The sequence below is a fragment of the Nocardia sp. BMG51109 genome (assembly GCF_000526215.1).
GTDB lineage: Bacteria > Actinomycetota > Actinomycetes > Mycobacteriales > Mycobacteriaceae > Nocardia.
In genome coordinates, this window is sequence record NZ_JAFQ01000004.1 from 4305771 (window position 1) to 4327604 (window position 21834).

At 68.0% G+C, this 21834-nt stretch carries 22 protein-coding genes and 1 tRNA gene; 13 read left to right on the forward strand and 10 right to left on the reverse strand.

Features of this window, described 5'->3' with window-relative positions:
* Positions 1-119: 119 nt before the first annotated feature.
* Both D892_RS46860 and D892_RS0120605 read left to right on the forward strand, forming a co-directional pair.
* Entirely contained in the window at positions 120-665 is a 546-nt protein-coding gene (locus D892_RS46860) for a hypothetical protein (RefSeq protein WP_156959607.1), read from the forward strand.
* A 98-nt stretch (positions 666-763) separates the two neighbouring features.
* Positions 764-1312 carry a hypothetical protein gene (locus D892_RS0120605; protein ID WP_024803064.1) on the forward strand — a complete coding sequence of 183 codons (549 nt, stop codon included), beginning with the start codon at positions 764-766 and terminating at the stop codon, positions 1310-1312.
* Between the two features lie 88 nt (positions 1313-1400).
* Here the strand turns inward: D892_RS0120605 and D892_RS0120610 are convergent, their stop codons facing one another.
* From D892_RS0120610 to D892_RS0120635, 6 genes are all read right to left on the reverse strand, one after another.
* Entirely contained in the window at positions 1401-2243 is an 843-nt protein-coding gene (locus D892_RS0120610; protein WP_024803065.1) for an NYN domain-containing protein, read from the reverse strand.
* Between the two features lie 282 nt (positions 2244-2525).
* Complete coding sequence (locus D892_RS0120615) at positions 2526-3203, reverse strand: DUF2786 domain-containing protein (RefSeq protein WP_024803066.1); 678 nt, start codon at positions 3201-3203, stop codon at positions 2526-2528.
* Positions 3200-4357, reverse strand: coding sequence for a hypothetical protein (locus D892_RS47805; RefSeq protein ID WP_198036955.1), 1158 nt, complete (start codon positions 4355-4357; stop codon positions 3200-3202). The genes D892_RS0120615 and D892_RS47805 overlap by 4 nt, the downstream gene beginning before the upstream one ends.
* A gap of 443 nt (positions 4358-4800) precedes the next feature.
* Complete coding sequence (locus D892_RS0120625) at positions 4801-5820, reverse strand: site-specific integrase (protein ID WP_024803068.1); 1020 nt, start codon at positions 5818-5820, stop codon at positions 4801-4803.
* Positions 5817-6188, reverse strand: a complete 372-nt coding sequence (locus tag D892_RS0120630) for a hypothetical protein (RefSeq protein WP_156959609.1) — start codon at positions 6186-6188, stop codon at positions 5817-5819. Before D892_RS0120630 ends, D892_RS0120625 begins: the two co-directional genes overlap by 4 nt.
* 184 nt (positions 6189-6372) lie before the next feature.
* Positions 6373-6445 (reverse strand) — tRNA-Lys (locus D892_RS0120635).
* A 318-nt stretch (positions 6446-6763) separates the two neighbouring features.
* Between D892_RS0120635 and D892_RS0120640 the strand changes: the two genes are divergently transcribed.
* The 6 genes from D892_RS0120640 (at position 6764) to D892_RS41685 (ending at position 11169) form a co-directional block, all read left to right on the forward strand.
* Positions 6764-7972: an Ig-like domain-containing protein gene (locus D892_RS0120640; protein WP_024803070.1), complete on the forward strand. Its 1209-nt coding sequence runs from the start codon at positions 6764-6766 to the stop codon at positions 7970-7972.
* A gap of 96 nt (positions 7973-8068) precedes the next feature.
* Entirely contained in the window at positions 8069-9412 is a 1344-nt protein-coding gene (locus D892_RS0120645; protein WP_024803071.1) for a DUF2252 domain-containing protein, read from the forward strand.
* A gap of 98 nt (positions 9413-9510) precedes the next feature.
* Positions 9511-9966 (forward strand): membrane protein, encoded by a 456-nt coding sequence (locus tag D892_RS0120650; protein ID WP_024803072.1) that lies wholly within the window; start codon positions 9511-9513, stop codon positions 9964-9966.
* Entirely contained in the window at positions 9963-10205 is a 243-nt protein-coding gene (locus D892_RS41680) for a hypothetical protein (protein ID WP_036567301.1), read from the forward strand. Before D892_RS0120650 ends, D892_RS41680 begins: the two co-directional genes overlap by 4 nt.
* 17 nt (positions 10206-10222) lie before the next feature.
* Entirely contained in the window at positions 10223-10555 is a 333-nt protein-coding gene (locus D892_RS0120660; protein WP_024803073.1) for a rhodanese-like domain-containing protein, read from the forward strand.
* An 83-nt stretch (positions 10556-10638) separates the two neighbouring features.
* Complete coding sequence (locus D892_RS41685) at positions 10639-11169, forward strand: hypothetical protein (protein WP_036567303.1); 531 nt, start codon at positions 10639-10641, stop codon at positions 11167-11169.
* A gap of 11 nt (positions 11170-11180) precedes the next feature.
* Here the strand turns inward: D892_RS41685 and D892_RS41690 are convergent, their stop codons facing one another.
* From D892_RS41690 to D892_RS0120680, 3 genes are all read right to left on the reverse strand, one after another.
* Positions 11181-11615, reverse strand: a complete 435-nt coding sequence (locus D892_RS41690; protein WP_036567306.1) for a MarR family winged helix-turn-helix transcriptional regulator — start codon at positions 11613-11615, stop codon at positions 11181-11183.
* 921 nt (positions 11616-12536) lie between these two features.
* Complete coding sequence (locus tag D892_RS46865) at positions 12537-12914, reverse strand: hypothetical protein (RefSeq protein WP_156959610.1); 378 nt, start codon at positions 12912-12914, stop codon at positions 12537-12539.
* A 365-nt stretch (positions 12915-13279) separates the two neighbouring features.
* Positions 13280-13753 (reverse strand): MarR family winged helix-turn-helix transcriptional regulator, encoded by a 474-nt coding sequence (locus tag D892_RS0120680; RefSeq protein ID WP_024803075.1) that lies wholly within the window; start codon positions 13751-13753, stop codon positions 13280-13282.
* A gap of 57 nt (positions 13754-13810) precedes the next feature.
* On the opposite strand from D892_RS0120680, the gene D892_RS0120685 reads away from it, so the two are divergent.
* On the forward strand, positions 13811-15748 hold the full coding sequence (locus D892_RS0120685; RefSeq protein ID WP_156959611.1) for a hypothetical protein: 1938 nt from the start codon (positions 13811-13813) through the stop codon (positions 15746-15748).
* Between the two features lie 511 nt (positions 15749-16259).
* Here D892_RS0120685 and D892_RS0120695 read toward each other — a convergent pair.
* Positions 16260-17627, reverse strand: a complete 1368-nt coding sequence (locus D892_RS0120695; protein ID WP_036567309.1) for a cytochrome P450 — start codon at positions 17625-17627, stop codon at positions 16260-16262.
* 355 nt (positions 17628-17982) lie between these two features.
* Between D892_RS0120695 and D892_RS0120700 the strand changes: the two genes are divergently transcribed.
* From D892_RS0120700 to D892_RS0120715, 4 genes are all read left to right on the forward strand, one after another.
* Positions 17983-18867, forward strand: coding sequence for a helix-turn-helix domain-containing protein (locus D892_RS0120700; protein ID WP_024803078.1), 885 nt, complete (start codon positions 17983-17985; stop codon positions 18865-18867).
* Positions 18868-19393: 526 nt separating this feature from the next.
* Positions 19394-20032, forward strand: a complete 639-nt coding sequence (locus tag D892_RS0120705) for a hypothetical protein (RefSeq protein WP_156959612.1) — start codon at positions 19394-19396, stop codon at positions 20030-20032.
* Positions 20033-20120: 88 nt separating this feature from the next.
* Entirely contained in the window at positions 20121-20303 is a 183-nt protein-coding gene (locus D892_RS0120710; protein WP_024803080.1) for a hypothetical protein, read from the forward strand.
* An 83-nt stretch (positions 20304-20386) separates the two neighbouring features.
* Complete coding sequence (locus D892_RS0120715) at positions 20387-21754, forward strand: lipase family protein (RefSeq protein WP_084161154.1); 1368 nt, start codon at positions 20387-20389, stop codon at positions 21752-21754.
* The last annotated feature ends 80 nt before the right edge of the window (positions 21755-21834 follow it).

Genomic DNA, 21834 nt, shown 5'->3' on the forward strand with positions numbered 1-21834 from the left:
AGGGGCGAGTCGGTGACAGTTGGGCATGTATTTAAATGGCTAGGTCAGAATGCGGCAAATGTCAAGAAGTATAATGGATTGCGAATTGAAGGTGTGCTTGGCAAGTGAGGAGTGCAGTGGTGGTTCGTAAGAAAGCTGCAGCGATCGTCGCACGTCGTGAAGCGCGCGAGCGCCTCGCTCGCGAGCGCGCGGAGCAGGCTGAACGGGACCGGAAGAACGAGGCAGACCTCATCGATTACTTGGTTCTGGAACAGGAGATCGCGACGGCCGACTCCGATCGCGATGCTGTGATCAGAAGTGCCCGGGAACGCCATCAGGCTGTCGTCCAAGAATTGAAGCTGAAGCAAGCAGGATGTCTTGCGAGAATGAGTCGACGCGGTGAGGCGCTACCCGTTATTGCCGACCGGACCGGATTGACAAGCCGAGAAGCGAGACGTCTGATCGCTGCTGCATCGGACCAGCAATCGGAGGACATTTCGCAAGCCGAAGCCGCACCCCGATCGGTACGCACTGTGAGGCGCGATCGTACAGCTCCGGCGACGGTTGCCGGCGTCCGCGCGGGGAACTCAAGTGTCGATGGCGGCGCCGACGACGGGGCAGCCCCGGCTGCCGGCACCGAACGGTCCGCATGCGGTCTGACCTCGACGGCAGAGCCACGCGCGTAGGGCTGCCGGGAGCTATCCGGCAGGGGTTGCAACCTTGCAGGGAAGACGGTCAGCGTTTATCGCGAAACCGGGCGAGTGTGAATGGCAGGATCAACGTCGTGAGTAGCACGTGGCTGTCCATCCGGATTGATCTCGTCAGCGGTGGTGGCGACGAGTTGTGGCCGCGGCCGGGTCGGATATTCGCAGCAGCCCGCCGGCATACGTTCGCCGAGCTGGCCACAGCGATCGACGATGCGTTCGCCCGTTGGGATCGAAGCCATCTGCACGAGTTCGAACTGGGTAACGGCCTTCGTATCGGTGAACCGGACCCCGACTTCGACGAACCCGGCATCGTGCTCGGCAGCGGCAAGACCAGGCTGAGCCACCTCGATCTCGGTCAGCAATTCGTCTACATCTTCGACCTCGGAGACTGCTGGACCCATCTTTGTACCGTCGCCGACAGCCGCATCGATCCCGTGCGGGCGGTCGGTGTCGAGCCCGATCTGCCTTGCCCGTATTGGGGCTGGGGCACGATCCCCGACCAGTATGGGAGACGCTGGGACGGCGACGACACACAGACACCCATGCCACCGGACCCCCAGCTGAGCGATCTTCCTCCCATACATCCCGGCTGGGGTTCTCGAATAACCCGATCAACTACGTACTGACCTGAAGACGCTGCCACGATTTTTGTCCATCAGGTATTCGCAGCCCGCCGCTTGTGCCGTGGCCGCGGTAACCGGCCCGCCTCCAGGGCTATTTCTGTCCAACGGGAGATACTCCTGACGAGGACTTGTTTGAGGATTTGTTGCGCAGGAATGTGACCTTCGGTTTCCCGTCGCCGGGACTCCGGTTGGCCACGTCGAACAGGCCGCAAGTTTTGAGGTAGCGGCCGGGCTTATTGCGCTTGTCGGCAGGAAGCAGATGAAGGTTCGGGGACTCGGCATGGAGGCGGCTGCATACGGTGGCGAGGTTGGCCCAACCGTCAGCGGATGCGGTGGCGTCCACGAGAGCCCGCAGCCGGTCCGCGGCATGCACCGGTAACCCATTGCCATCGTTCTGCGGCGAGGGTTTCTTCGAGGAGTCGAGCGCTGGGTTCGACGCGGTTCTTCGGGCCGGGGCGGTGGCGGGTTTGGCTGGGCCACTCTCGGGGGAGGTGAGATTATCGAGGAAGACGAACTGATCGCACGCGGCGACGAACGGTGGAAGGGTTCGGCGTTCGCCGTACCCGAACACGACGTGCCCGGCTTCACGCAGCCGAAGCGCGAGGTCGGTGAAGTCCGAATCGCTGCTGACGATGACGACCCCGGATAGATCTGCGGTGTAGGCCAGTTGGATCGCCTCCGCGACGAGCGCCAGGTCAGCGGTGTTCTTGCCGGGTGACATGGCTGGTGCGTGCACGGCACGGATCCCGTAGGCGCGAGCTGTGAGAGACCAACTGACAAGGTGGGGGCGGCTCCAGTCGCCATAGGCGCGTTTGATCCCCACCTCGCCATGGTCGGCGACGGACGCCAGCACCGCGCCCGCCTTGCCCGCGGAGACGTTCTCGGCATCGAACAGTACCGCCAGCCTGCCGGTCCGGATGACCGGCGGCGGCACTGGTCCCTGCTCTTGTATTTCTGGCCTACGGCGACGTAGAAGCCAGGATTGTGCCCACGACTGCACGTGGCTCAATATTGTCACGTCCGGCCACGGTACCGTTTCGTACTGCCGCTTCACCGGAACAACTCTTCGCCGCATGGCCCCTGTGTCGTTTGTATCCGGTGTCCGTGTCCGCCACGAGTGGCTGACGTCGCGACTGAGCACGCAATCCGGGCACGCCTGAGTCAGGTAGAGCGCCGACTCGGCGAGCATTGTCGGCGCCCCGATCGGCTATCGTCCTCACTGCACGTCGGTGCTCTGGCCAGCACGGTAACCCTCGACGAGTGCGTCGCGCCCGAGCTTCTGGTTGAAAGTGCGGCGGCGTACCTTTGGCAGCTGCCGTCGCTTCTCAGCGTCGGCTCGTTCGGCATCGGTCGTGTGTCTGCGGGTGTGGACGTCGGTGCCGTCGCGTCGGTCCGCGTCGACCGCCGCAGCTGCCTCTGCTTCGCGTAGGCGTGCCCGGATGCTGAGGGTGAACCCTTGCATCCAGCTGATCCGGTGTTCTTCCGGTGACAAGCCGGACGATGGCGGTCGGGATGAGGACATCGCCTGCCGGAACATGCGTGCCTGTAGCGGTTCGTAGAGAACTCGGACGCGGTCGATGTTCTCTGGTGTTCCGTATATCTCCACCGACGATGTGGTCGGGCTGAACAACCAGTACGCATAGGCGCAGTGCAGTGCTATGGCGATCCGGGTGAGCAGCATGATCCGCTGATCCAGGAAATCGCCTTCGACAGGAAAGTCACGGCGCACGATGGCGGACTCTTGGCAGCCGGACCGATCGATCCCGGCTGCGGCGGTGAGCCGGAAGGCGCGGTCGGTGAATGCGTCGGCTTCCGGCGTTCCCGCGACGCTGGCAGCCTGGGTAAGCAGCTTGGCGATGCGGTCGAAGCGCTTGCCGTGATCACGCTCGGTCACAGTGTGCTCCCTCGGCCTGTGGTTGCCTGCTGGATTGAATGGTATTTGCGGGCTTGGCGGATCACCCGGCCGACGGCGTGTTTGCTGAACCCGTCGACCTCGCGGGCAATCTGAGGATAAGTCCGATGCTCGTCGTGGTGTAGCCGCAGGATCGCCTCGACCTCGTCGGGTTGCCGTCGACGCGCTGGGTCGTCGGCGCATACCTGCTCGGCCACCGTCGCCCACAGATTGCGGTCGGTTATCACGTGCAACCGCTTCGTCTGTCCGTTCATAGCCGGGTCTCGGTGCGCACCGTTGCGTGCCTCGGTGGCACGGTCGCCGTCCGCGACACGAGACAGCGACGGCCCTGGCGCGAGCCGCGCAGGTAGGTCAGCGCCGTGCTCGCCGCCGGATTCGTCCTGCTGCGCATCGCTGCGCAGCAGACGAATCGTGGACTCTGCGGCGGATTCGCCACAGCCGATGCTCGGCCACGGATTCGGCATGTCCAGATCGAGGAGTGCGGACGTGCTGCGCAGGACGGCGATGTGGTCGAGGAGCACCTCGCGGCGGTCACGGCCCTCCACCGGGATCAACCCACCGTCCGCGGCAGCGCGGCGCATCGCCTGCCGGAGCCGCTGCTGCGCTTTGCGCACCTTGCGGAGGTTCGGATTGGTGCTGTCGCGCAGTACCCTCGCATCGTCCACCGCGAGCGCGACAGCGATCAAGCTGCGTTGGGCTGCCTCGTCGGAAGCGCTGCGTTGCGGGTTGGGATCGGTTAGTCCGAGCCGGGCGAGCAGTCGCGCAGGGGTGATGCGCCAGTTGATGCGGGCGCCGTGGCCGGTGCGCAGGTGCCGCTCCAAGGCCATGCTGCGCTCCCAGCCCCACGCGGCGACCAGGGGCGCGCTCAACCGGATCAGCACGGTGCCGAGGTTGTCTGCCTCGGTGGCCGACAGGATCGCGTTCAGACCTGTCAGGATCCACATGGCGACACCGTCGACGCCGGCCGAACCGGCGGCGCGTTGCGCCGCGCGGGCTCGGATGGCGCTGGTGATGGTCATGGTTTCGAGGAACCCGAAGAACATCACCCGCAGCGTGGTCGTCAACTGCAGCGTGTCGCCCATGAAGATCCACATGCCTTGCGCGCTGACGCCCGTCGCGATGAGCGCTGCCAGCACCGTGCCCGCCTTCTCGCTCTGCCAGCCGCGATGGTGCGCGCGACCGATGAGTCGACGGCTGCACCGGACTGTGATGGTGAGGACAACGAGTACGGCGAGTGCGGTCAGGCACACCGCGAGCGGGTGCTGATCGATCGCGATGACAACTGTGCGAATGTCGTAGCTGGCGGGGTTCATCGCGTACCCCCAGCGATCCGCAGCCGCCTGCGAACCTTCGCCGCCCCGATTTCGGCGGCGGCGACGACTGCGGCCCAACGGATTTCGCGGATCACCCGCGTCCGCCGGGATATTTCGGGTGTGGTGTGCCGACGAAGTCGACGAACAAAGACGAGAGCGTGCGCACGTCGTAGTGCCCACGCGCTGAACTCGGCTTGAGCGGCGGGCGAGACAGATTTGCTTTCAACTCGGAACATGACGACCTCCTTTTCGGAGTCGGGTCAGGGTCAGGCGGCGAGCGCCAGGGGATGCGGTTCGCCGGTCAGGGTGGCCAGCGCCAGCGCGACCTCGTCGAGGTCGGCGCGAACGTAGGTGGGGGTGGCGCCGTCGGATTTGCTTTCGGCGTGCCCGGCGTAGGCGCGGGCGACGGCGAACCCGAAGTTGCGCTCCACCCATTTCAGGGTCGTGTGCCGCAGCCAGTGAATGCTGATCTGCTGTTTCTCCACCCACGGCAACTCGAGTCCGATCCGTGTCCACAGGCCGTCGTAGCGGCGGCGGGTGATCGGCTTGCCGCTGCGGTAGCGCAGCAACTGCTCGTCCGGTCGTGCGCCGCGCTCGCGGGCGTGGTGGAGCAGGTTGGCCATCAGTGTCGGCGACACCGGCTGCCACCGGGACTTCTTGCCTTTCTCCCGCAGGAAGATCAGGCAATTCCCGGCGTCCAGATCCTCGGGCCGCAGACCCAGCGCGCCACCGCGACGGCACGCCGTTTCGGCATGCAGCCGCAGCAACAGAGTGTCGAGGTCCGGGTCGTTGCCGGTGGTCGCGGCCACGCGAGTAATATCCGCGAGCTGCTCGAGCGGCAGCCCGCGCCGGGTCGACGGGGCGCGCCGCGGTTTGGCGACTCGCTTGGCCGGGTTGTCGCCTGGCCGGATCAGCCCGTCGTCCTCGGCGTGCCGGTACAGGAACCGCAGTGCGCCGATCATGGCCTCGGCCGCACCGCGGCCGTCGCGGGCATTGCGGTCGTGTTTGGCACCTTGCCGCGCGGTATCGCGCATGGCGGTGACCTCGCCCTGGCTCGGCTCGTCGATGCGGCGGGTGCCCCACTCGCGTTCGAGGCGTTTCCAATGGGTGTTGTAGGTGCGCAGGGTCGACGGTGAGGTGACCCTGTCCCGGACGGTGGGGATGTATTCGGCGAAGGTCGGTGCGGCCGGGCGGATGTCGAGCAGGTCGGCGGGGGTGATGCCCATGCGGGCCAGCAGGGTGCGGGCGGCGTCGAGTTCGGTACCGGTGGCGGCCGGGGTTGTCACTGCGGTTCACCCCCGTCGATCACGGTGGTGATCTCGGTGACGACCTCGTGCAGGACGGATTCGCAGACGATGATCAGCCGGTTCCGGTCGGGATGAGCGGCCAGCAGTACCCGGTGCCCGATCCGCAGCCGGACGCGGCGGCGGATCACGGCGGGGATCTGGAGTTGGCCGTTGCGGGCGATCGCGTGTGCGCCGTTCGGGTCTGCGACGACATGAAGGACGCCTTCGGCGACTGATCGAATATCGATGCGGACGCCGGGCGCCCATCCCAGCGAACCGAGCACGGCGCGTTCCGCGATCCGGCCGTTGTGGTTGACCAGCACCGAGCCGAGCACCACCCGCACACGAGTGAGGGACGTGGCCGGCATCGACTCGAGTTGTCCGCCCCGAAGCTTGCGAGGCTCAGTGGATGCCGATGTATCGGGATCGGTCGAGACCGGAGGCACGAACTGGGGAAACGGAAGATAACCGCCGGTCACGGGATCGGACGGAGCGTGTTCTAGTGCACTAGAGCACGTGGCACGGGAATTCTGATTGCGGTAAGAGGAAGTGTGCGCCATCAGGGACTCGAACCCCGAACCCGCTGATTAAGAGTCAGCTGCTCTGCCAATTGAGCTAATGGCGCTGATGCGTGAACCGGTGACGGGGCCCGTGGGCTCCGTTCCGGGTGCGGGGAAAACCATAACAGCCCGGCGAGGCGAAAGTGAAATCGCCTGTTCGCGGGCGGTGGGGGGAGATGTGGCGGCGGTTGTTAACGGATGGGCGGCCGGAACGGATGAAGGGGCAGGCCGGTGCGGAGAGCCCGTCGTGTTTGCGCGTTTCGGGCCCTTCCGGCTGGCAGAATAGGCGGGGCGTGGTCTCGACCGATCCCCGCAAGCGTGGTGGGTCGAGCAGCATCGTCGGGTCGGCCCGGCGGCGCCGAGAACATGGAACGGGGTTGCACATGAGCGTTTGGCGGGGCCGATTTCGGTCGAAGATGTTCCTGGGATCGATGGCCGTCCTGTCCGTGCTCGGGCTGGCGGCGACCGCGTGCAGCGATTCGGGGGCGACCGGCGGCGGGCCGGCCATCAAGGCCAACCCGGTCGCCGATCTGATCACGCCGAAGCTGGTCTCGTCGGTCAAGGACGGTGAGGCCAACGTTTCCCCGGCCACACCGCTGAACCTGCGCGTCGAGGACGGCAAGCTCGCGAGCGTCACGCTGCTCAACCCGGAGGGCGGCGCGGTGGGCGGTCAGCTCGCCCCGGACGGCCGATCCTGGCAGGCGACAGAGCAACTCGGCTTCGGCCGCACCTACCGCCTGCAGGCCGAGGCGATCGGATTGGGCGGCAAGGCCACGAGCACGATGAGCTTCACCACGCTCGCGCCGCGGGTCAAGACGCATCCGTGGCTGCTGCCCGGCGAGGACGAGGTGGTCGGCATCGGCCAGCCGGTGGCCGTGCAGTTCGACGAGAACATTCCCGACCGCCGCGCCGCGCAGGAGGCGATCAAGGTCACCACGGTCCCCCCGGTGGAGGGCGCGTTCTACTGGGTCAACAACCGTGAGGTGCGGTGGCGGCCCGAGAACTTCTGGGCCCCCGGCACCCGGGTCACGGTCGACGTGAACACCTACGGCAAGGACCTGGGCAACGGCCTGATCGGCGACAGCGACATCCACTCCGCGTTCACGGTCGGCGACCCGATGATCTTCACCGCCGACGACAACACCAAGACGGTGACGGTGGAGCACAACGGCCAGGTGGTCCGCTCGATGCCGACCTCGATGGGCAAGGCGTCCGACCCCACCGACAACGGCGTGTACATCATCAGCGACCGGTTCGACCACATCATCATGGACTCGTCCACCTACGGCGTCGCGGCGACCGGGCCCAACGGCTACCGCACGCCCGTCGATTTCGCGACGCGGATGTCCTACAGCGGCATCTTCATGCACTCCGCGCCGTGGTCGGTGGGCCAGCAGGGCTACTCCAACACCAGCCACGGTTGCCTGAACCTCAGCCCCGCGGACGCCCAGTGGGTCTACCAGAACGCCAAGCGCGGCGATATCGCGATCGTGAAGAACACGGTGGGCCCGACGCTGTCGGGCATCGACGGGCTCGGCGACTGGAACATCCCGTGGGCGGAGTGGAAGGCCGGCAACGCCGACAACGGCTGACCGAGCCCCTGGCTGACCGAGTCCTGCGCGGAACTGCCCCCACCTGCGCGTACGTTGAGGTGGCAGGTGTGGGGCAGACAGCGAGGAGTGCGTGGGATGTTCGACGAGTGGCTGGATTCGGACGAGGCGTACGCGCGCGGCCGGGCGCTGCAGGAGGACGACGACCACCGGGAGCACCGGGATCTGGCCCTCCCCGACGACCGTCCCGCGATCGTCGAATTCGTGCAGGCGAGCAACGCCGGCCGGATGCCGGAGCTGATACCGCTGCGGATCGGGCGGATGCTGGAGTCGCCGTTCGCGTTCTATCGAGGCAGCGCCGCGCTGATGGCCGGCGACCTCGCCGCGACACCGAGCAGCGGCCTGACCGCGCAGCTGTGCGGCGATGCCCACGCCGCGAACTTCGGGTTGTACGGCACCGCGGACGGCCGAATCGTCATGGATATCAACGACTTCGACGAGACCGCGCCCGGTCCGTGGGAGTGGGACCTGAAGCGGCTCGTGGCCAGCCTGGTGCTCGCCGGCCGGGAGGCCGGGGTGTCGGAGAACCGGTGCGAGGAGGCCGCGCACGACGCCGCCCGCAGCTACCGCCGCACCATCGACCATCTGGCGCGGCTGCCGTTCCTGGAATCCTGGACGGCGCTCGGCGACGAATCCATCATCGACCGGGCCGAAGCCGACGCGCTGCTCGATGATTTCGCCAAGGCCAGTAAGAAGGCGAAGAAGAACACCAGTGAGAAGGTCGCGGCCAAGTCGACGAAGGTGGAGGAGTCGCACTGGCGGTTCGTCGCCGATCCGCCTGTGCTGACCGAGGTTTCGGGAGAGGTCGCCGCCGAGGTGACCGACGCCCTGGACGGCTATGTGGAGACGCTGCGCGAGTCGCGGGCCCATCTGATCAAGCGGTACGCCGCATGCGATGTGGCCTTCCGCGTGGTCGGCACGGGCAGCGTCGGACTGCGCAACTATCTGATCCTGTTGCGCGGCAACGGCGATGAGGCGCTGGTGCTGCAGGCCAAGCAGGCCCGGCCGACCGCGCTGCGGGAGGCGCTCGGCCTCGCGCCCGTGCCGCACGACGGCCGGCGGATCGTCGAGGGCGCGCGCCTGGTGCAGGCCGAGACCGACATCCTGCTCGGCTGGGCCACGATCGGCGAGCACCCGTACATCGTCCGGCAGTTCCGAAATCGCAAGGGCTCCATCGACGTCACCGAGCTGGAGGGCAACGACCTCGACGACTACGGCCGTCTCGCCGGAGCCCTGCTGGCCCGCGCGCACAGCCGCTCGATCGATCCGCGAGTCCTCGCCGGCTACTGCGAGGACGGCGACAGGATGGATTCCGCCTACGCCCGCTACGCCCTCGCCTACGCCGATCGGACCGAGGCCGACCACGCCGAACTGGTCCGCGCGGTGGACAGCGGCGTGCTCCCGGCCGAGGTCGAGGAGTGACAGCGGACGAGCCCTGAACGTCCGGGCCGGGTGCCCGGATCGGAATGTGATTCCCGTGACCGGGTGAACTTCCACATCCTTCAGTTAGGCTGAAGGTTATGGAATCTCTGTTGCTGTCCGTCCATGTCGTGGCGGGCATCCTCTTCGTGGGCCCCGTCGCCGTGGCCACCAGCCTGTTTCCCCGATACGCGCCGGTGACCGTCACACCCGCCGGCGCGGAGCGGGCCGAACGCAGCCACGACATCGCCCGCCTGCTGCATCGCATCACCCGCGTCTACGGCGTGCTGGCGCTGGCGGTTCCCGTCGTCGGCCTCACGCTCGCCGTCGTGCAGGGCCGCACGACCGAGGTCTGGATCATCGTCGCGATGGTGCTCACCGCCGTCGCGGGCGGTCTGCTCGCACTGCAGATCGCGCCGCGCCAGCGCGAGGCGTTCGCCGCCCCCGACGACGGCGCCCGGCTGCGCCGCCTCGGCATGCTGTCCGGCGTCTTCAACCTGCTGTGGGCGGTCGTCGTCGTGCTCATGGTCGTGCGTCCCGGATCGAGCTACGCATGACCGCGTTGCTGCGCACGCCGGCCGTGCTCTCGGTACTCGAACTCGTCAGTGTCCTCGTGCTGCTGAACCTGGCCACCGTGCACGACGGCACCGTCGCGAGTGCGCTCGGCCCGGCTCATGGCGCGCTCTACCTGGCCGTCGCCGTCACGGCGCTGTTCGGTCGCGGCCTGACGGTGCGCACCCGCGCCGGCGCGCTGCTGCCCGTGCTGAGCGGCCCGCTGACGATGGTCACCGTGTGACGGGAGGTGCGCGGCGCATGAGGTTCCGGCATTACCTGCGCCGGCCGCCGGCCATCACCGCCGCCGAGGCGGTCCGCCTGGTCGCCGACGGCGCGCTCGTCGTGGACGTCCGCCGTCGCTTCGAATGGAACCGGACGCACATCCCGGACGCGGTCCACATGCCGTTGGAAGAACTGCCCGAACGCTGCCTGGAGCTTCCCGACGACCGCCTGCTCATCGCCTTCTGCACCGGCGGTCTCCGGTCGGCCGGAGCGGCAAATCTGCTGGTGGAGAACGGCTTCGACGCGGTGAACATGAGCGGCGGCCTGATCGACTGGCGCGCCGCCGGTGGCCCGCTCACCACCCCGTGATCGCGTGCGCCGGGGACCGGATCGGGGTGCGGGCTTGTAGGGTTTCGAGGGCCGGTACAGGTCGGTGAGCGGAGGAAGGGGACGTGGCGATGTCGGATGCGTCGGTCGAGGTACTGCTGGACGACTTCGAGGACAAGCAGAAATGGGAGATCGAGGGGACGGGGGCGAGCCGGACGCACCTGACCACGTTCTCGGAGGGAGCGCCGAACAAGGATCTCGGCGTCTACGCCGACGGCGCGACCGGTGCCGACCACCGGGCCCTCGTGCTGCTCGTCCGGTCGGCGGACGACGATCTTACGGTGGAGCTGGTCGCGAAACCCGGTCGGGCACCGTCGATTCCGGGCAGCCTGACGGCGGTGAACCTGTGGGTGCGGTCGCCGCATGCGTCGATCGAGGTGTCGGCGCGGATCTCGTCCGCCGGGCAGGAGGCTCGAAACCTGTTGCTGGGCGAGGTATCCGCGCACGGTGAGTGGCGGCGCCTGCAGCACCCGCTGCCGGATCCGATCGCCGGTGCCGAGCTGTCGGCGCTGCGAATCCGCATCACCGAGGTGATCAAGCAGAAGGGTGAGGTCATGATCCTGCTCGACGACCTGACCGCCCGCACCACGGCCTGAGGCGGATCGGGTCAGCCCGAGAACGCGGCCAGGATGGCGGTACCGACCCGTCGCAGAACGGGATCGGACTCCGCCCCGAACAGGCGTTCGTCCACCTCCGTCACCACGTCCTCCGCTGCCTGCAACAGCCGGGTGCCCTTCGGGGTCAGCTCGATCGTCGAGGCGGAACCGGCCCGGGCCGTCCGGTCACGCACCAGGCCGGCGGCCACCAGCGCCTTCACCGCCGTGTGCACGCTCTGCACGCTGATCCCCGACATCCGGGCCAGCTCGCTGAACGACGCCCCGGGCACGCCGGAGATGTGGCCGAGCAGGCCGAGCCGGGCGACGGTGAGATCGAGGGGCGCGAGCGCCGCGCCGAGTTCGGATTCGACCCGGCGCGCCAGCGTCAGCACGAGGATCGAGGCACTGGTCACGGGCGGGCCGGGTCGCTGATCCTCGGTAGTCATCACAGCAGTCTCGCACCGCACCCGCGTACGGCGCTGGAGTGTGTCACCCGGGCGTTCGAGAAACCACGATGGGCTTGATCATGGCGCCGGCGGCTTCCACGATTCTTTCGTTCGGGCAGCATCATCGGCCTGTTCATCGCCGGCGTCCTGTTCATGGTGTCGAAATGTCTTGTCGGAGCTCGTCCCGTCGCTGCACTCCTATGGCGACGGCCGTCTTCCCGGAGTTCGCGCGGGCCGAGGATCTGCGGCGGGACCATCCCGCGCCTCCGATGGGGCCCGGTCGCCACGATGTCGGCGGTCCCTACGGGTACGGAATCGCACGCTCGTACGGTTATGGCTACGGTATCGGCTACGGGGACAGGTAGCGTGCCGGCTCGAGGCGATGGCGACCGGGCTGCCGGTGATCGCACTCGATTCGGAAGGGCAGGCCGAGTTCCGGTAGGACGATAAGCAGGACGACGCCGGACAGCGCCGCGAGCCGGAGGGGAGCGGCAGTCCTTCGAGACTTGCGCTCAAACCTCGGCGATGTGATCGGGTTGTAGCCAATACTGGGGTGATGGAGGCACTGAGAACGGCTGTCGTTGCGGAGTGCGATCGGACCCGTCGCGCGCTGGCAGAGGCGCAGACGGCGGCCCGCAGAGTAAAAGTGAAGGTGCGCGATGCTCGAACGGCGTCGTGCGAGGCACGGGCTCGGCTGGCGGCAATCCGGTCGTACTCGCACCGAGCTGAGGCGTATCGGATTGCGGCACAGGCGGATGCGGTGAAGTTGGGGATTCACCTCCGCTGAGTCTGCTGTGGTGGTTCGGTCCCCAGTCCTGATTCTGCGCCGGGGTGCTCACCCGGGAGCCGGAGCGTTCGTCGCATCGACCGACATTGTGTGAAGCCGTCGCGGTGGCGGGGTGACTCGCCCTTCGGAAACGACTATCCCGCTGAGCCCGAATTCACCCAGGGCCCGTTATGGACAACAGCGCTGTCGACGTGAAGCTGCGAGTAGTTGTTACTTGGTGCCGTGCGTGGGATACCGTCCGGCCCCTCCATTGTCCTGGTGTAGCACGGGACCACCGGCCTCCCATAGCCGTGCGCACTCACGAGGAACTGGACCGGCGCAATCGTGTTGGTTTCGTGGCAGAACACAGTACCGTTCACCAGATACTGGTCGTCGGTGTCGTTGGTGCAACGGTTACCGTCGCAGGAGAAGCCGGGCGGCAGTTCCGCCGTGGCCACCGGCGCCGAAACCCCCGCGGCACCGATGAATCCGGCGGCGAGGATCCCGAACCCGAACACCGATCTGTAACCCATCCGAAATTCACTCCCTCGATAGTCCGGCCCGAAGGCCGGGTGCGGCGACGTCTTCGGCCTGGTGGTTCTGCCGCGCAATCGCCTTCATGGAACACTATGCCGTTGCGGCATAGTCAAGTGCAGGTGGATATTTCGAGTCCGGCGACGCGAGATCGTCAAATGTACGGCCGTGCAGGCTTTCCGCTAATCCGACACCGAATCCTGCTGGGGTAGAGCAGAACCCGTTACCGCCGAACTTGGGACGGAGCTCCTACGTTCGCCCTGCAGCTTTCGGCCCATCCCCATCCCGGCGCGTCCACCGCTGCGCCGGTGTCGTCACTGCTCTGCCGCTGGCTCCGACCCGCCACCGTGCGACGGTCGATGTCTCAGGACGCGTGCCGGTCGTCGTGAGGCGGCGTCGGGTGATCGGCCGGGCTCGAGGATTCCGGGTCGGGAAGTAGCAGGATGGCGAGTTCGCCGAGGAGCTCGCTGACACGGCGGGCGGTGTCGGGGCCGCCCAGGGCGGTGGTGAGGGTGTCGTCGATGGGGCGTTGACGTCGCCGGATTCCGCGTAGTAGCGGCTCGCCGGGGTGGACGAGGGTCCGGCGGTGGTCGGCGGGATCGGTGGAGGTGATGAGCAGTCCGCGTTCGGTGAGGCCGGCCACGATCGTGGAGATATGGCTCTGGACAAACCCGGTGCGCTCGCACAGCTGCCGGATGGAGCTGCCCGGATGCTCGGCGACCGTGCCGAGGACCGCGGTTTCTCCCGCGGTGGGAATCGGGTCCCCGGGGTACGTGCTGGCCTCGCGAGCCAGCTCGTGCAGCCGCCGGGCCAGACGGTTGAGCTGTCTGCCGTTCACGCCGACCACGGTAGCAAAGTGAATCGCCACAGATGCATCTGTGGTACAGATACATCTGTGAAGATGTTTTCTGGTGGACTCGCTCCGGGTGAACCGTCGCCGCGTCGCCGCCATCCGACCAAGTTCGCCGTCGCTGTTGTGGTGCTGCTGCTCGCCGGATGTTCGTCCCAGGCCCCCGCCCCGGTGCGCACACCGATCAGCGACAACGGCGGCAAGCTCGCGGTGGATCCCTCTATGCAACTGCGGCAGAAGGTGTCGCTGGCGCAGTTGCCGGTGCCGCCGACCGCGCCCTCGGCCGAACCGGGCTCGTGCACCACCGAGGTCAACCCGCGCGGCACCGGGTGCACGGATCCCGGCTGGGGCGCTCTCGGCTCGATCGGCACCTACTGGCCCGACAGCAATCTCACCTTGGTGGGCGTCAGGTTCGCGGGCGCTCCGGCCGAAGGGCCCGCCGCGGCCTTCACCGGCCCGCAGGTGCTGCTGGTGCGCACCGACGGCACCACGTTTCCCAACGGGGACGGCTACAAGTGCCTGACCTGCGGGCAACCCGCACCGACACGACCGGCCGGGATGAGCACCGACGCCTCGAACTCGGTCGAACTGACCTACCCGATCAACGGATTCCGCGACGGCAAGCGTGCGCTGGCCGGTACCAACATCATCGACTGCGGCGAGTACCGGTTCGCCGACAACCGTTGCACCGCCGACCGGATACGGATCTACCCGCTCCAGTGGAACCCGGGCGACGGCCGGCCCGGCACCCTGCGCGAACCCCGCCTCAACCCCGACGACGTGCACATCGGTTTCAGCTACGCGGCCCAGCGCGAGGACCAGTACGAGCAGATCCCGTTCATGGGCGAACTCGTCTTCGACCCGGCGGGCAACCGCTACACCGTCACCGACGTCCGCGCTCTGCACAACCCCGCCCCGCAGTACCAGCCCTACCTGATCGACGGCGATGAACTGAAGTTCAACCCCGCCGGCATGATCGGCGAGTTCCGGGGCTGGACCCCCGACGGCACCGCGGCCCTGGGCATCCAGCACCACCAGTCCGGCAGCATCGATGCCTGGGCCACCGACAACACCACCGGCGCCTCGCGCGCCCTGACCCCCTTCGCCGGCTACACCGACCCCATGGCCACCTCTCCCGACGGCAGATACCTGCTCGCCGAACAGGTCATCGGTTCCGGCCGCGTCGATTTCCTCGCCGGCATCCCCGGCATCCCCCCGATCCTGGAACAGATGCCCACCACCGGTCACATCTCCGGCATCCGCAACAACGGCCAACGCCGCTTCTTCACCCCCTACCTCGTCGATCTGCAGACCGGAGACAGCCAGCAGGTGAACGCCGGTGGCGACCCGAACTGGAACGCCGCCGCCGACCCGGCCTGGCTGGCCGACAGCACCGGCGCGGTGTGGGCCGAGAACCTGGTCACCGCACCCGCCTGCGGCGGTGCGAACCCGCTGCCCTGCCCAGAATCGAGCGAACCCGGCGGGCGCCACAGCCGGGTGATGATCGCCCGCTTCGACGACATCGCCCCCACCGCGCCGCAGCCGGTCGCCGAGGCCCCGGACGCCGCGTGGGGCGTGGAACACCGCCCGGGTGACCCGCTGCCCCCGCGCCCGCACCTGCCCGCCGGCACCTACACCCTGCGCGGTACCGAGCAGGGCAGCGCGCAGGTCGTCATCACCGAGAACCCCGACAAGACGATGATCACCGCCATCAGCGTCAGCTACACCGGCTACAGCGACGGCGACGGCATCATCCTCGACGGCACCGAGAGCGTCTCCAAACCCGGCGTCATCGGATTCGAACCCCTCACCTGGCACAGCGACCTGAAGGTCTCGGGCGCCCACACCGGCTCCCGCACCACCAGCGAACCTGGCGGATTCACCATGGGCCCGGAAACGCTCCGCAACAACTTCCAAGCCACCGGCACCATGACCACCACCCTCGACGGCCACACCTACACCCAGCCCGCCAACGGAACGTGACCCTCCCCGCCCCGGTCGCCGACACACCGACGGCCGGGGCGGCCACACCCATCACCAGCGCCCTCCTACCCACACTCGGCCGACGAGACAACACCGCCCATCAGCCAGGAGCGATATGAGGTCCCGCCGGATATCGAACAGGCCCGGAAGGATTGCGCCGCCCGACCTTTCGCTGGCTGCGATCTACCACTGCGGCAGTTCCCGCCGCAGTCGGCGCGTTGTTCGACGGGCGGGGTCTATCTCGCTGACGGTGTTTCCGGCGTTGTCTCTCAGTAGGTTTGGGCGTTGGGCCAGCGGTCGGCGAAGGTGATCGCGAATGCGTTGACCGCGTTCGCGATCACCTTCGAAGGCCCGATCACCCCGGCCGGCAACCAACCGACACCGAGGTCGGATCCGCCCTTAATCGGACGGTCCCTCACCCATCAGGACGACTACACGGTGGGCGGTGTTCGGGTCCGGGTCGGACGAATCGGCCGGAGCGGTGCGCAGGCCGGATGCCCGCGGCTGCGCATCAGTGTGCGGCGTCCTCGCCGTTGGGTCGGCGTTGGGTCAGTCGCATCCGGAGGTGTTTGGGTACGGGGATCTGTGTCATCGACAGGGTGATCGGTGGCCCGGCCGACGACAGGCGCCATCGGGCGGTGATGGTGGCGAGGGCGAGTGTGGCCTCCATCCACGCGAAGTCCTCGCCGATGCATTTGCGGGCGCCGGCGCCGAACGCGATGAAGCGTCCGTCGGGCTTGGGTGCTCGGTGTATCCAGCGGTCCGGGCGGAACTCGGCCGGGTCGTCGTAGAGCTGTGGGCTGCGGTGGGCGATGAAGGGGCTGACGGCGATGGTCGTGCCGGCGGGAATGGGTGTGTGTCCGAGGGTGGTGTCGGCGGTGACGTGTCTGGTGAGGATCCAGGTGGGCGGGTAGAGCCGCAGTGTCTCGGTGATCACTCGCCGGGCCAGGGGGAGGTGCGGGAGGTCGTGTTGTGTGGCGGTGCGGCCGTGCAGGACCGCGTCGACCTCGTGGTGCAGCTGGTGGCGGATGTGGGGATGTCGGTCCAGTAGATACAGCGCCCAGCTCAGGGTGCCGGCGGTGGTTTCGCCGCCGCCCATGAAGAAGGTCAGGGTCTGGTCGATGAGTTCGGCGTCGGTGAGGACGGAGTCGGAATCGGAGTCCCGCGCCTGCAGCAATGCTGTCAGCAGGTCGTCGTGGTCGTGTGCGGGACCGGTGCGCCGCTGGGTGATGACCGCGGCCGCGCAGTCCCGCACGCGTCGCAGGGCGTCGTTGAAGCGGCGGTTGTGCGGGGTCGGGAGCCGGTTGAGCGCCGGGGGGAGGGCCGTGCGCCGGAACAGGCCGGCGTTGAGTGTGCCCAGATCCGCCGCGATGCTGCGGATCTGCGGCGGCAGCGATTCGGAGAACATCGTGGTGATCGCTACCTGGAAGGTCATCGCCGAGAGTTCTGCGCCGAGGTCGATCACCTGGCCGTCGGTCCATCGGGTCTGTACGGTGGCGGCGATTTCCGTGGTCATGGTGGTGGCGTACGCCGGGAACCGGTCTTTGCCGAACGCGGGCTGGCAGAGGCGCCGCTGGCGGCGATGCCGGGCGTGCGGGCAGGTGCCGAGTCCGTTGCCGACGACTTCGCGGCCCCGCTCGAACAGGACCCCGCCCTTGTCGTAGATCCGATCGTTGCGCAGGACGTCGTCGGCGAGGGCCGGGTCGCAGACGCAGACGAGCGTTTCGGGACCGAGTTTGATGCGGCACAGGGGGCCGTGGTCGGGTAGTGACGCCAGGAAGCGCAGGGGTGCACGCATCAGTGCCCAGCCGTGCCCGATCATGGGCAGGGCTCCCGGGGCGGCAGGGATATCGGCGACCGCTGGTGATGCGGATGTCATGGGGGTTTCCCTCCTCGGCCGGCTTGTTTCCCATCAAACCTCGGAAATGGGCTGCGCCGCTACCGGTTCGGAGGGCAGAGATTTTGCCTGATACTCGCGTTGCCGCCGCGATCAGCACCGACTGCGAAAATGGGCAAGATATTTGCCGCTTTTCGCGGTAATGCCGGGCGGCTCGGACCGGCTCGGACGACGGGCCGTGAAACCGCCGCGTGGCAAGGATCAGTATTTGCCGGGATGGTCGAGTTTTGATATGCACAAGGACACACACGCGCGTGCGGGTGAGGCCGGTTGTTCGTCGATCCCAGCGGGTGGCGAGGAAACAGGGGGACCGGGGGCGGGAGGAGGGGGCTGCGAGATGAGCGGGAATTCCGGTGAGCGGATCGAGGCGTCCCGGTATCGCGGCCGGGCGCGGGACGGGAAGGCCGGGAGAGCCGAGATGCCGGATCTCGGTAGCTGGCTGCAGACCCTGCGGCGGCTGCGCCGCGATCAGGAGACCGGCAGGGTGCTCTCGCGGGAGAAGGCAGCCGACCTGCTCGGCGTCAGCGACTCCTACGTCAAGCAGATCGAGCGGAACCGGGTCGTCCCGAGCAGGGGGGTCGTCGAGCGGTTCGTCGAACGCTATGAGCTGACGCCCCGGCAGGCGCGCTATACCCGGGAGCTGGCGGCGCCGGCGCTGGAGTTGCCGACGGTCGACGATCTGCGCCGGCAGTTGGCGATCGCCGACCGGCTGGACGACCTCGAGTTCTTCGACTCGAAGGGAGTCATCTACGGCGTGACCGATCCGGTGTGGAACGTCGTGGTCGGCAACAAGTCCTTTTACCAGGCGATGCCCGGACTGCACGAGGAGGCCGACGACAACGTCGCCCTGTGGCATTTCCGTCCGGGTGCCGGCGAGTCACCCGCCAAACACGTCGCCGTGGATTGGCACGGCGAGGCGGTCTGGCTGGTGGCGATCATCCGCGCGGGACTGGCTCGTTTCCGCGGCTGCCGTGAGGCATGGACGGTGCTGCGGCGGCTGCGAGCCAGCGACGAGTTCAATGCGCTGTGGCGGGACAACCCCACGGCGGTCGTGTACAGCCGCGGCCCGGAAACACCGTGCCACATGCGGGATCCCGACACCGGACAGCCGTGGACGGCGAGCATCCAGATCAGCGAGATCCCGGACGACGACGCCCTCGTCGACCCATATCTGCGCGTCCACCAGGTCAGACGGCGAGAGTACGCAGGACCCGAGCTGTAAGGCACGGCGGCATCCGGCCGCGCGATCCCGGCCACCGATCCGCGCCGCGGCCCTGTCACGGCCGGATGCTGCCGGAAAAGCAGACAAAGATTCTGCCTATTTCCCTGATCGCCGCTGGTGATGTCGACAATGCACGGTTTCGGCACTATTTTTGCCCCTCGTAAAGGGTGGCGGCGCCGTCTGTTTCCGAGGTTTGATAACGGCGTAACCACCAGTAACAACCCCACAGGTTTCTTTCGCGGTCCCGACAGCGTGCCGCGCAGGGTCCGGCGGATGCGTTTCGCTATCCCGGTGAGCAGCACCCGAGGCGTGTTTCGAGATCTCCGCTCATCGTGACGACGTCTCACCGGTATTTCGGGCGTGCTCGGCCAGTGGTGCGGCGTTTCCGGCGGCGGATGAACAAATATTTCCGCACGTCTCGCTCGCATGGTCATTGCCGTCGAAATCGAACGGCCGAATGCCCGGCTACTGCCGGTAACAGCAGCCGAGAGATCCGTGGCCCGGGAGAGGCGGGGGAAGAGGTCTCATGACGATGGATCTTCGCCACCACGCAGCACCTGGAGCGGCAACGACTCTGCTCACCGGCGTGCGGTTCGCGGACGAGCACGGCAACGGCGTGCCCGGCAGCGGCCGGGCCGGTCCGGCGGCCGAGCCGATCCCCCGTCCGCCGGTGCCCGCGGCCTGTGGTCTGTGGCCGGTGCGTGCGGCGACGAGGCCGCGATCCGGTCCGGTGGTCGTCGGCTATCTGCGCACCGACGTGCGCACGGCGTGCAATCGCGCCATGTCGCGCGCGGTAAGTGATGCCGAGGAGCCCGCCGTGCGGGCGATGGCCGGCCGGCACCAGTGGCGCCTGGTGCGGATGTTGCGGCTACAGCCGGGCACCGACGGCATCACCGATCCGATCGCACACCTGCTGACGGTCTCGCGCATGCTGGCCGCCGACACGGTGGTGGTGCCCGACCTGCTGCACTTGCGCGACATGTGGGGCCGCGACCGCCTGCCGGCCGTGCGCACCGTGTGCCCGGTCGCCACCGTGTCACCGGAGCGACTGTGGCCGGCCACCGGACCAGCCCGGCCCGGTCACGACGCGGTCACCGGTCCCGGAACCCGGCCGCTGCGGGCGCGGTGCCGGCCGCCTCGGTACGGAGGCGACTATGCCGCATGAGCATCCAGCCCCGGGCGCCGATCCTGGGCCACGCGATCGCCCTGCCGCAGGCACCGACCCCGGCGCGGATGTGGACGGGACGTGCCGCGTGACCGTGGAATTCTCGGCCGGCGGGTCGCCGATCGTCGTCGCCTACCGCGCCGCGGCCGCGGCCGCGGCGCAGTTCGCCGAGGAAGCCGAGGCCCAGCACATCGCCCGCGTGCGCATCGATGACCACGTGCCGTCGGACCTGGCGGACATGCCCTGCATCTGCCTGTGGATGGGTCCGTGACGGGGTACAGCGGGCGGCGCCACGGCCGGACCGTCCGCCCGACCCGCCAGCTGAGAAATCGTGACCGATCCGAGGAGGTCGAGATGTCGGCAACATTCCCGGTGTCTCACGTTCCGCGCTCATCGTTGCGGCGCCGGGGCATCGTTGTGCTCGCGCTCGTGAGCGCGTTGGCCGCTGTCCCGGCGAACGCTGCGCCGCCACCCGCCGAGCCGCCGCCTCCGGCGGCCCTGCCGGACATCATCAACGCACTCGTGCCCCCGCCGCCGACGGCCGACGCGGACCCGGCGACCCTGCACCGCGCGGTGATGCCCGATCCGGTGGGCGACGAATTCTTCGACGACTCGCCGCCCGGACTCGACACCCTCGGCGAGGGGCAGATCGTCGAGACCCGCGAGGTGACCTCGGCCGCCGCGGCACTGCTGGTGGTGCCCGTGCGGCGAGTCACGCAACTCAAATTCGCCACCACCGACGCTCACGGCGCACCGTCGTTCGCGACAGCGACACTGGCGGTCCCCGCCGCGGACTGGTCCGGTCCCGGCCCACGGCCCGTGGTCGTCAACAATGTCGCGACCGACGGCCTCGGCCGCGCCTGCAGCGCGAGCTACACGCTCGCCCACGGCCTGTCACCGACCACCTCACCGACCGATTTCGTCCCACCCGTCACCCAGCTCGCTCTGTCTCGCGGATACGCGGTCCTGATACCCGATCACGAAGGCCCCCGCATGGCCTACGCCGAACCCTACGTCGCCGGACACATCGTTCTCGACGCGATACGCGCCACCCGGGCGGTCGATCCCGGCGAACTGGGCGACAGCCGCTTCGGCATGTTCGGCTACTCGGGCGGGGCGATCGCCACGGTCGCCGCCGCGAAACTCGTCGCCGGCTACGCACCGGAACTCGCTACGGCCGTGGCCGGTGCCGCCGCGGGCGGAGTCCCCGCCGACTACGAGATGCTCACCCACACCATGAACGGGAACTTCGCCAGCTCGTTCTTCCTGGCGGCCGTCTTCGGCATCGCCCGCGAACGCCCCGAGATACTCGGGAAAATGAACCACCTGGCGGAATGGATCGCCACCTCACCTCTGAAAAACGCCTGTATCAGCCTGATCGCACCACCCGGTGCACTATCGCTGCCGATCGACATCGCCGCCGACATCACCGATCCGCTGCACTCCCCGATCGCACACGAAATACTGGAAGCCACCCGCATGCCGCAGATGCGTTCGGCGGTACCGATGGCGATCATCAACGGCGAACAGGAATTCTGGATCCCCGCCGCCGGCGCCCGCGCCCTGTTCGAGCAACAGTGCCGACTCGGCGCCACCGCCTCGTACATCGGCGTCTTCGGCGAACACGTCATCGGCATGGCCACCAGCTTCGAACCCGCCATGACCTGGCTCGACGACCGGCTACACGGCGTATCCGCCCCCAACGGCTGCCCCAGCAGATAGGGCGCGGCCCGGCGCCGGCACCCTACGCCACTGGTACAAAGCGGCCAACGAAACCTACGCCGACGAGGGCGAAGGGCGCG

Coding starts and splice junctions, on each gene's coding strand:
- D892_RS0120660 (WP_024803073.1), top strand. CDS start 10,223: ATGAGGTTCCGGCATTACCTGCGCCGGCCGCCGGCCATCACCGCCGCC.
- D892_RS0120695 (WP_036567309.1), bottom strand. CDS start 17,627: ATGACATCCGCATCACCAGCGGTCGCCGATATCCCTGCCGCCCCGGGA.
- D892_RS41680 (WP_036567301.1), top strand. CDS start 9,963: ATGACCGCGTTGCTGCGCACGCCGGCCGTGCTCTCGGTACTCGAACTC.
- D892_RS0120700 (WP_024803078.1), top strand. CDS start 17,983: ATGAGCGGGAATTCCGGTGAGCGGATCGAGGCGTCCCGGTATCGCGGC.
- D892_RS46865 (WP_156959610.1), bottom strand. CDS start 12,914: ATGGGTTACAGATCGGTGTTCGGGTTCGGGATCCTCGCCGCCGGATTC.
- D892_RS0120650 (WP_024803072.1), top strand. CDS start 9,511: ATGGAATCTCTGTTGCTGTCCGTCCATGTCGTGGCGGGCATCCTCTTC.
- D892_RS0120715 (WP_084161154.1), top strand. CDS start 20,387: ATGTCGGCAACATTCCCGGTGTCTCACGTTCCGCGCTCATCGTTGCGG.
- D892_RS0120640 (WP_024803070.1), top strand. CDS start 6,764: ATGAGCGTTTGGCGGGGCCGATTTCGGTCGAAGATGTTCCTGGGATCG.
- D892_RS0120645 (WP_024803071.1), top strand. CDS start 8,069: ATGTTCGACGAGTGGCTGGATTCGGACGAGGCGTACGCGCGCGGCCGG.
- D892_RS0120705 (WP_156959612.1), top strand. CDS start 19,394: ATGACGATGGATCTTCGCCACCACGCAGCACCTGGAGCGGCAACGACT.
- D892_RS41690 (WP_036567306.1), bottom strand. CDS start 11,615: ATGACTACCGAGGATCAGCGACCCGGCCCGCCCGTGACCAGTGCCTCG.
- D892_RS0120630 (WP_156959609.1), bottom strand. CDS start 6,188: ATGCCGGCCACGTCCCTCACTCGTGTGCGGGTGGTGCTCGGCTCGGTG.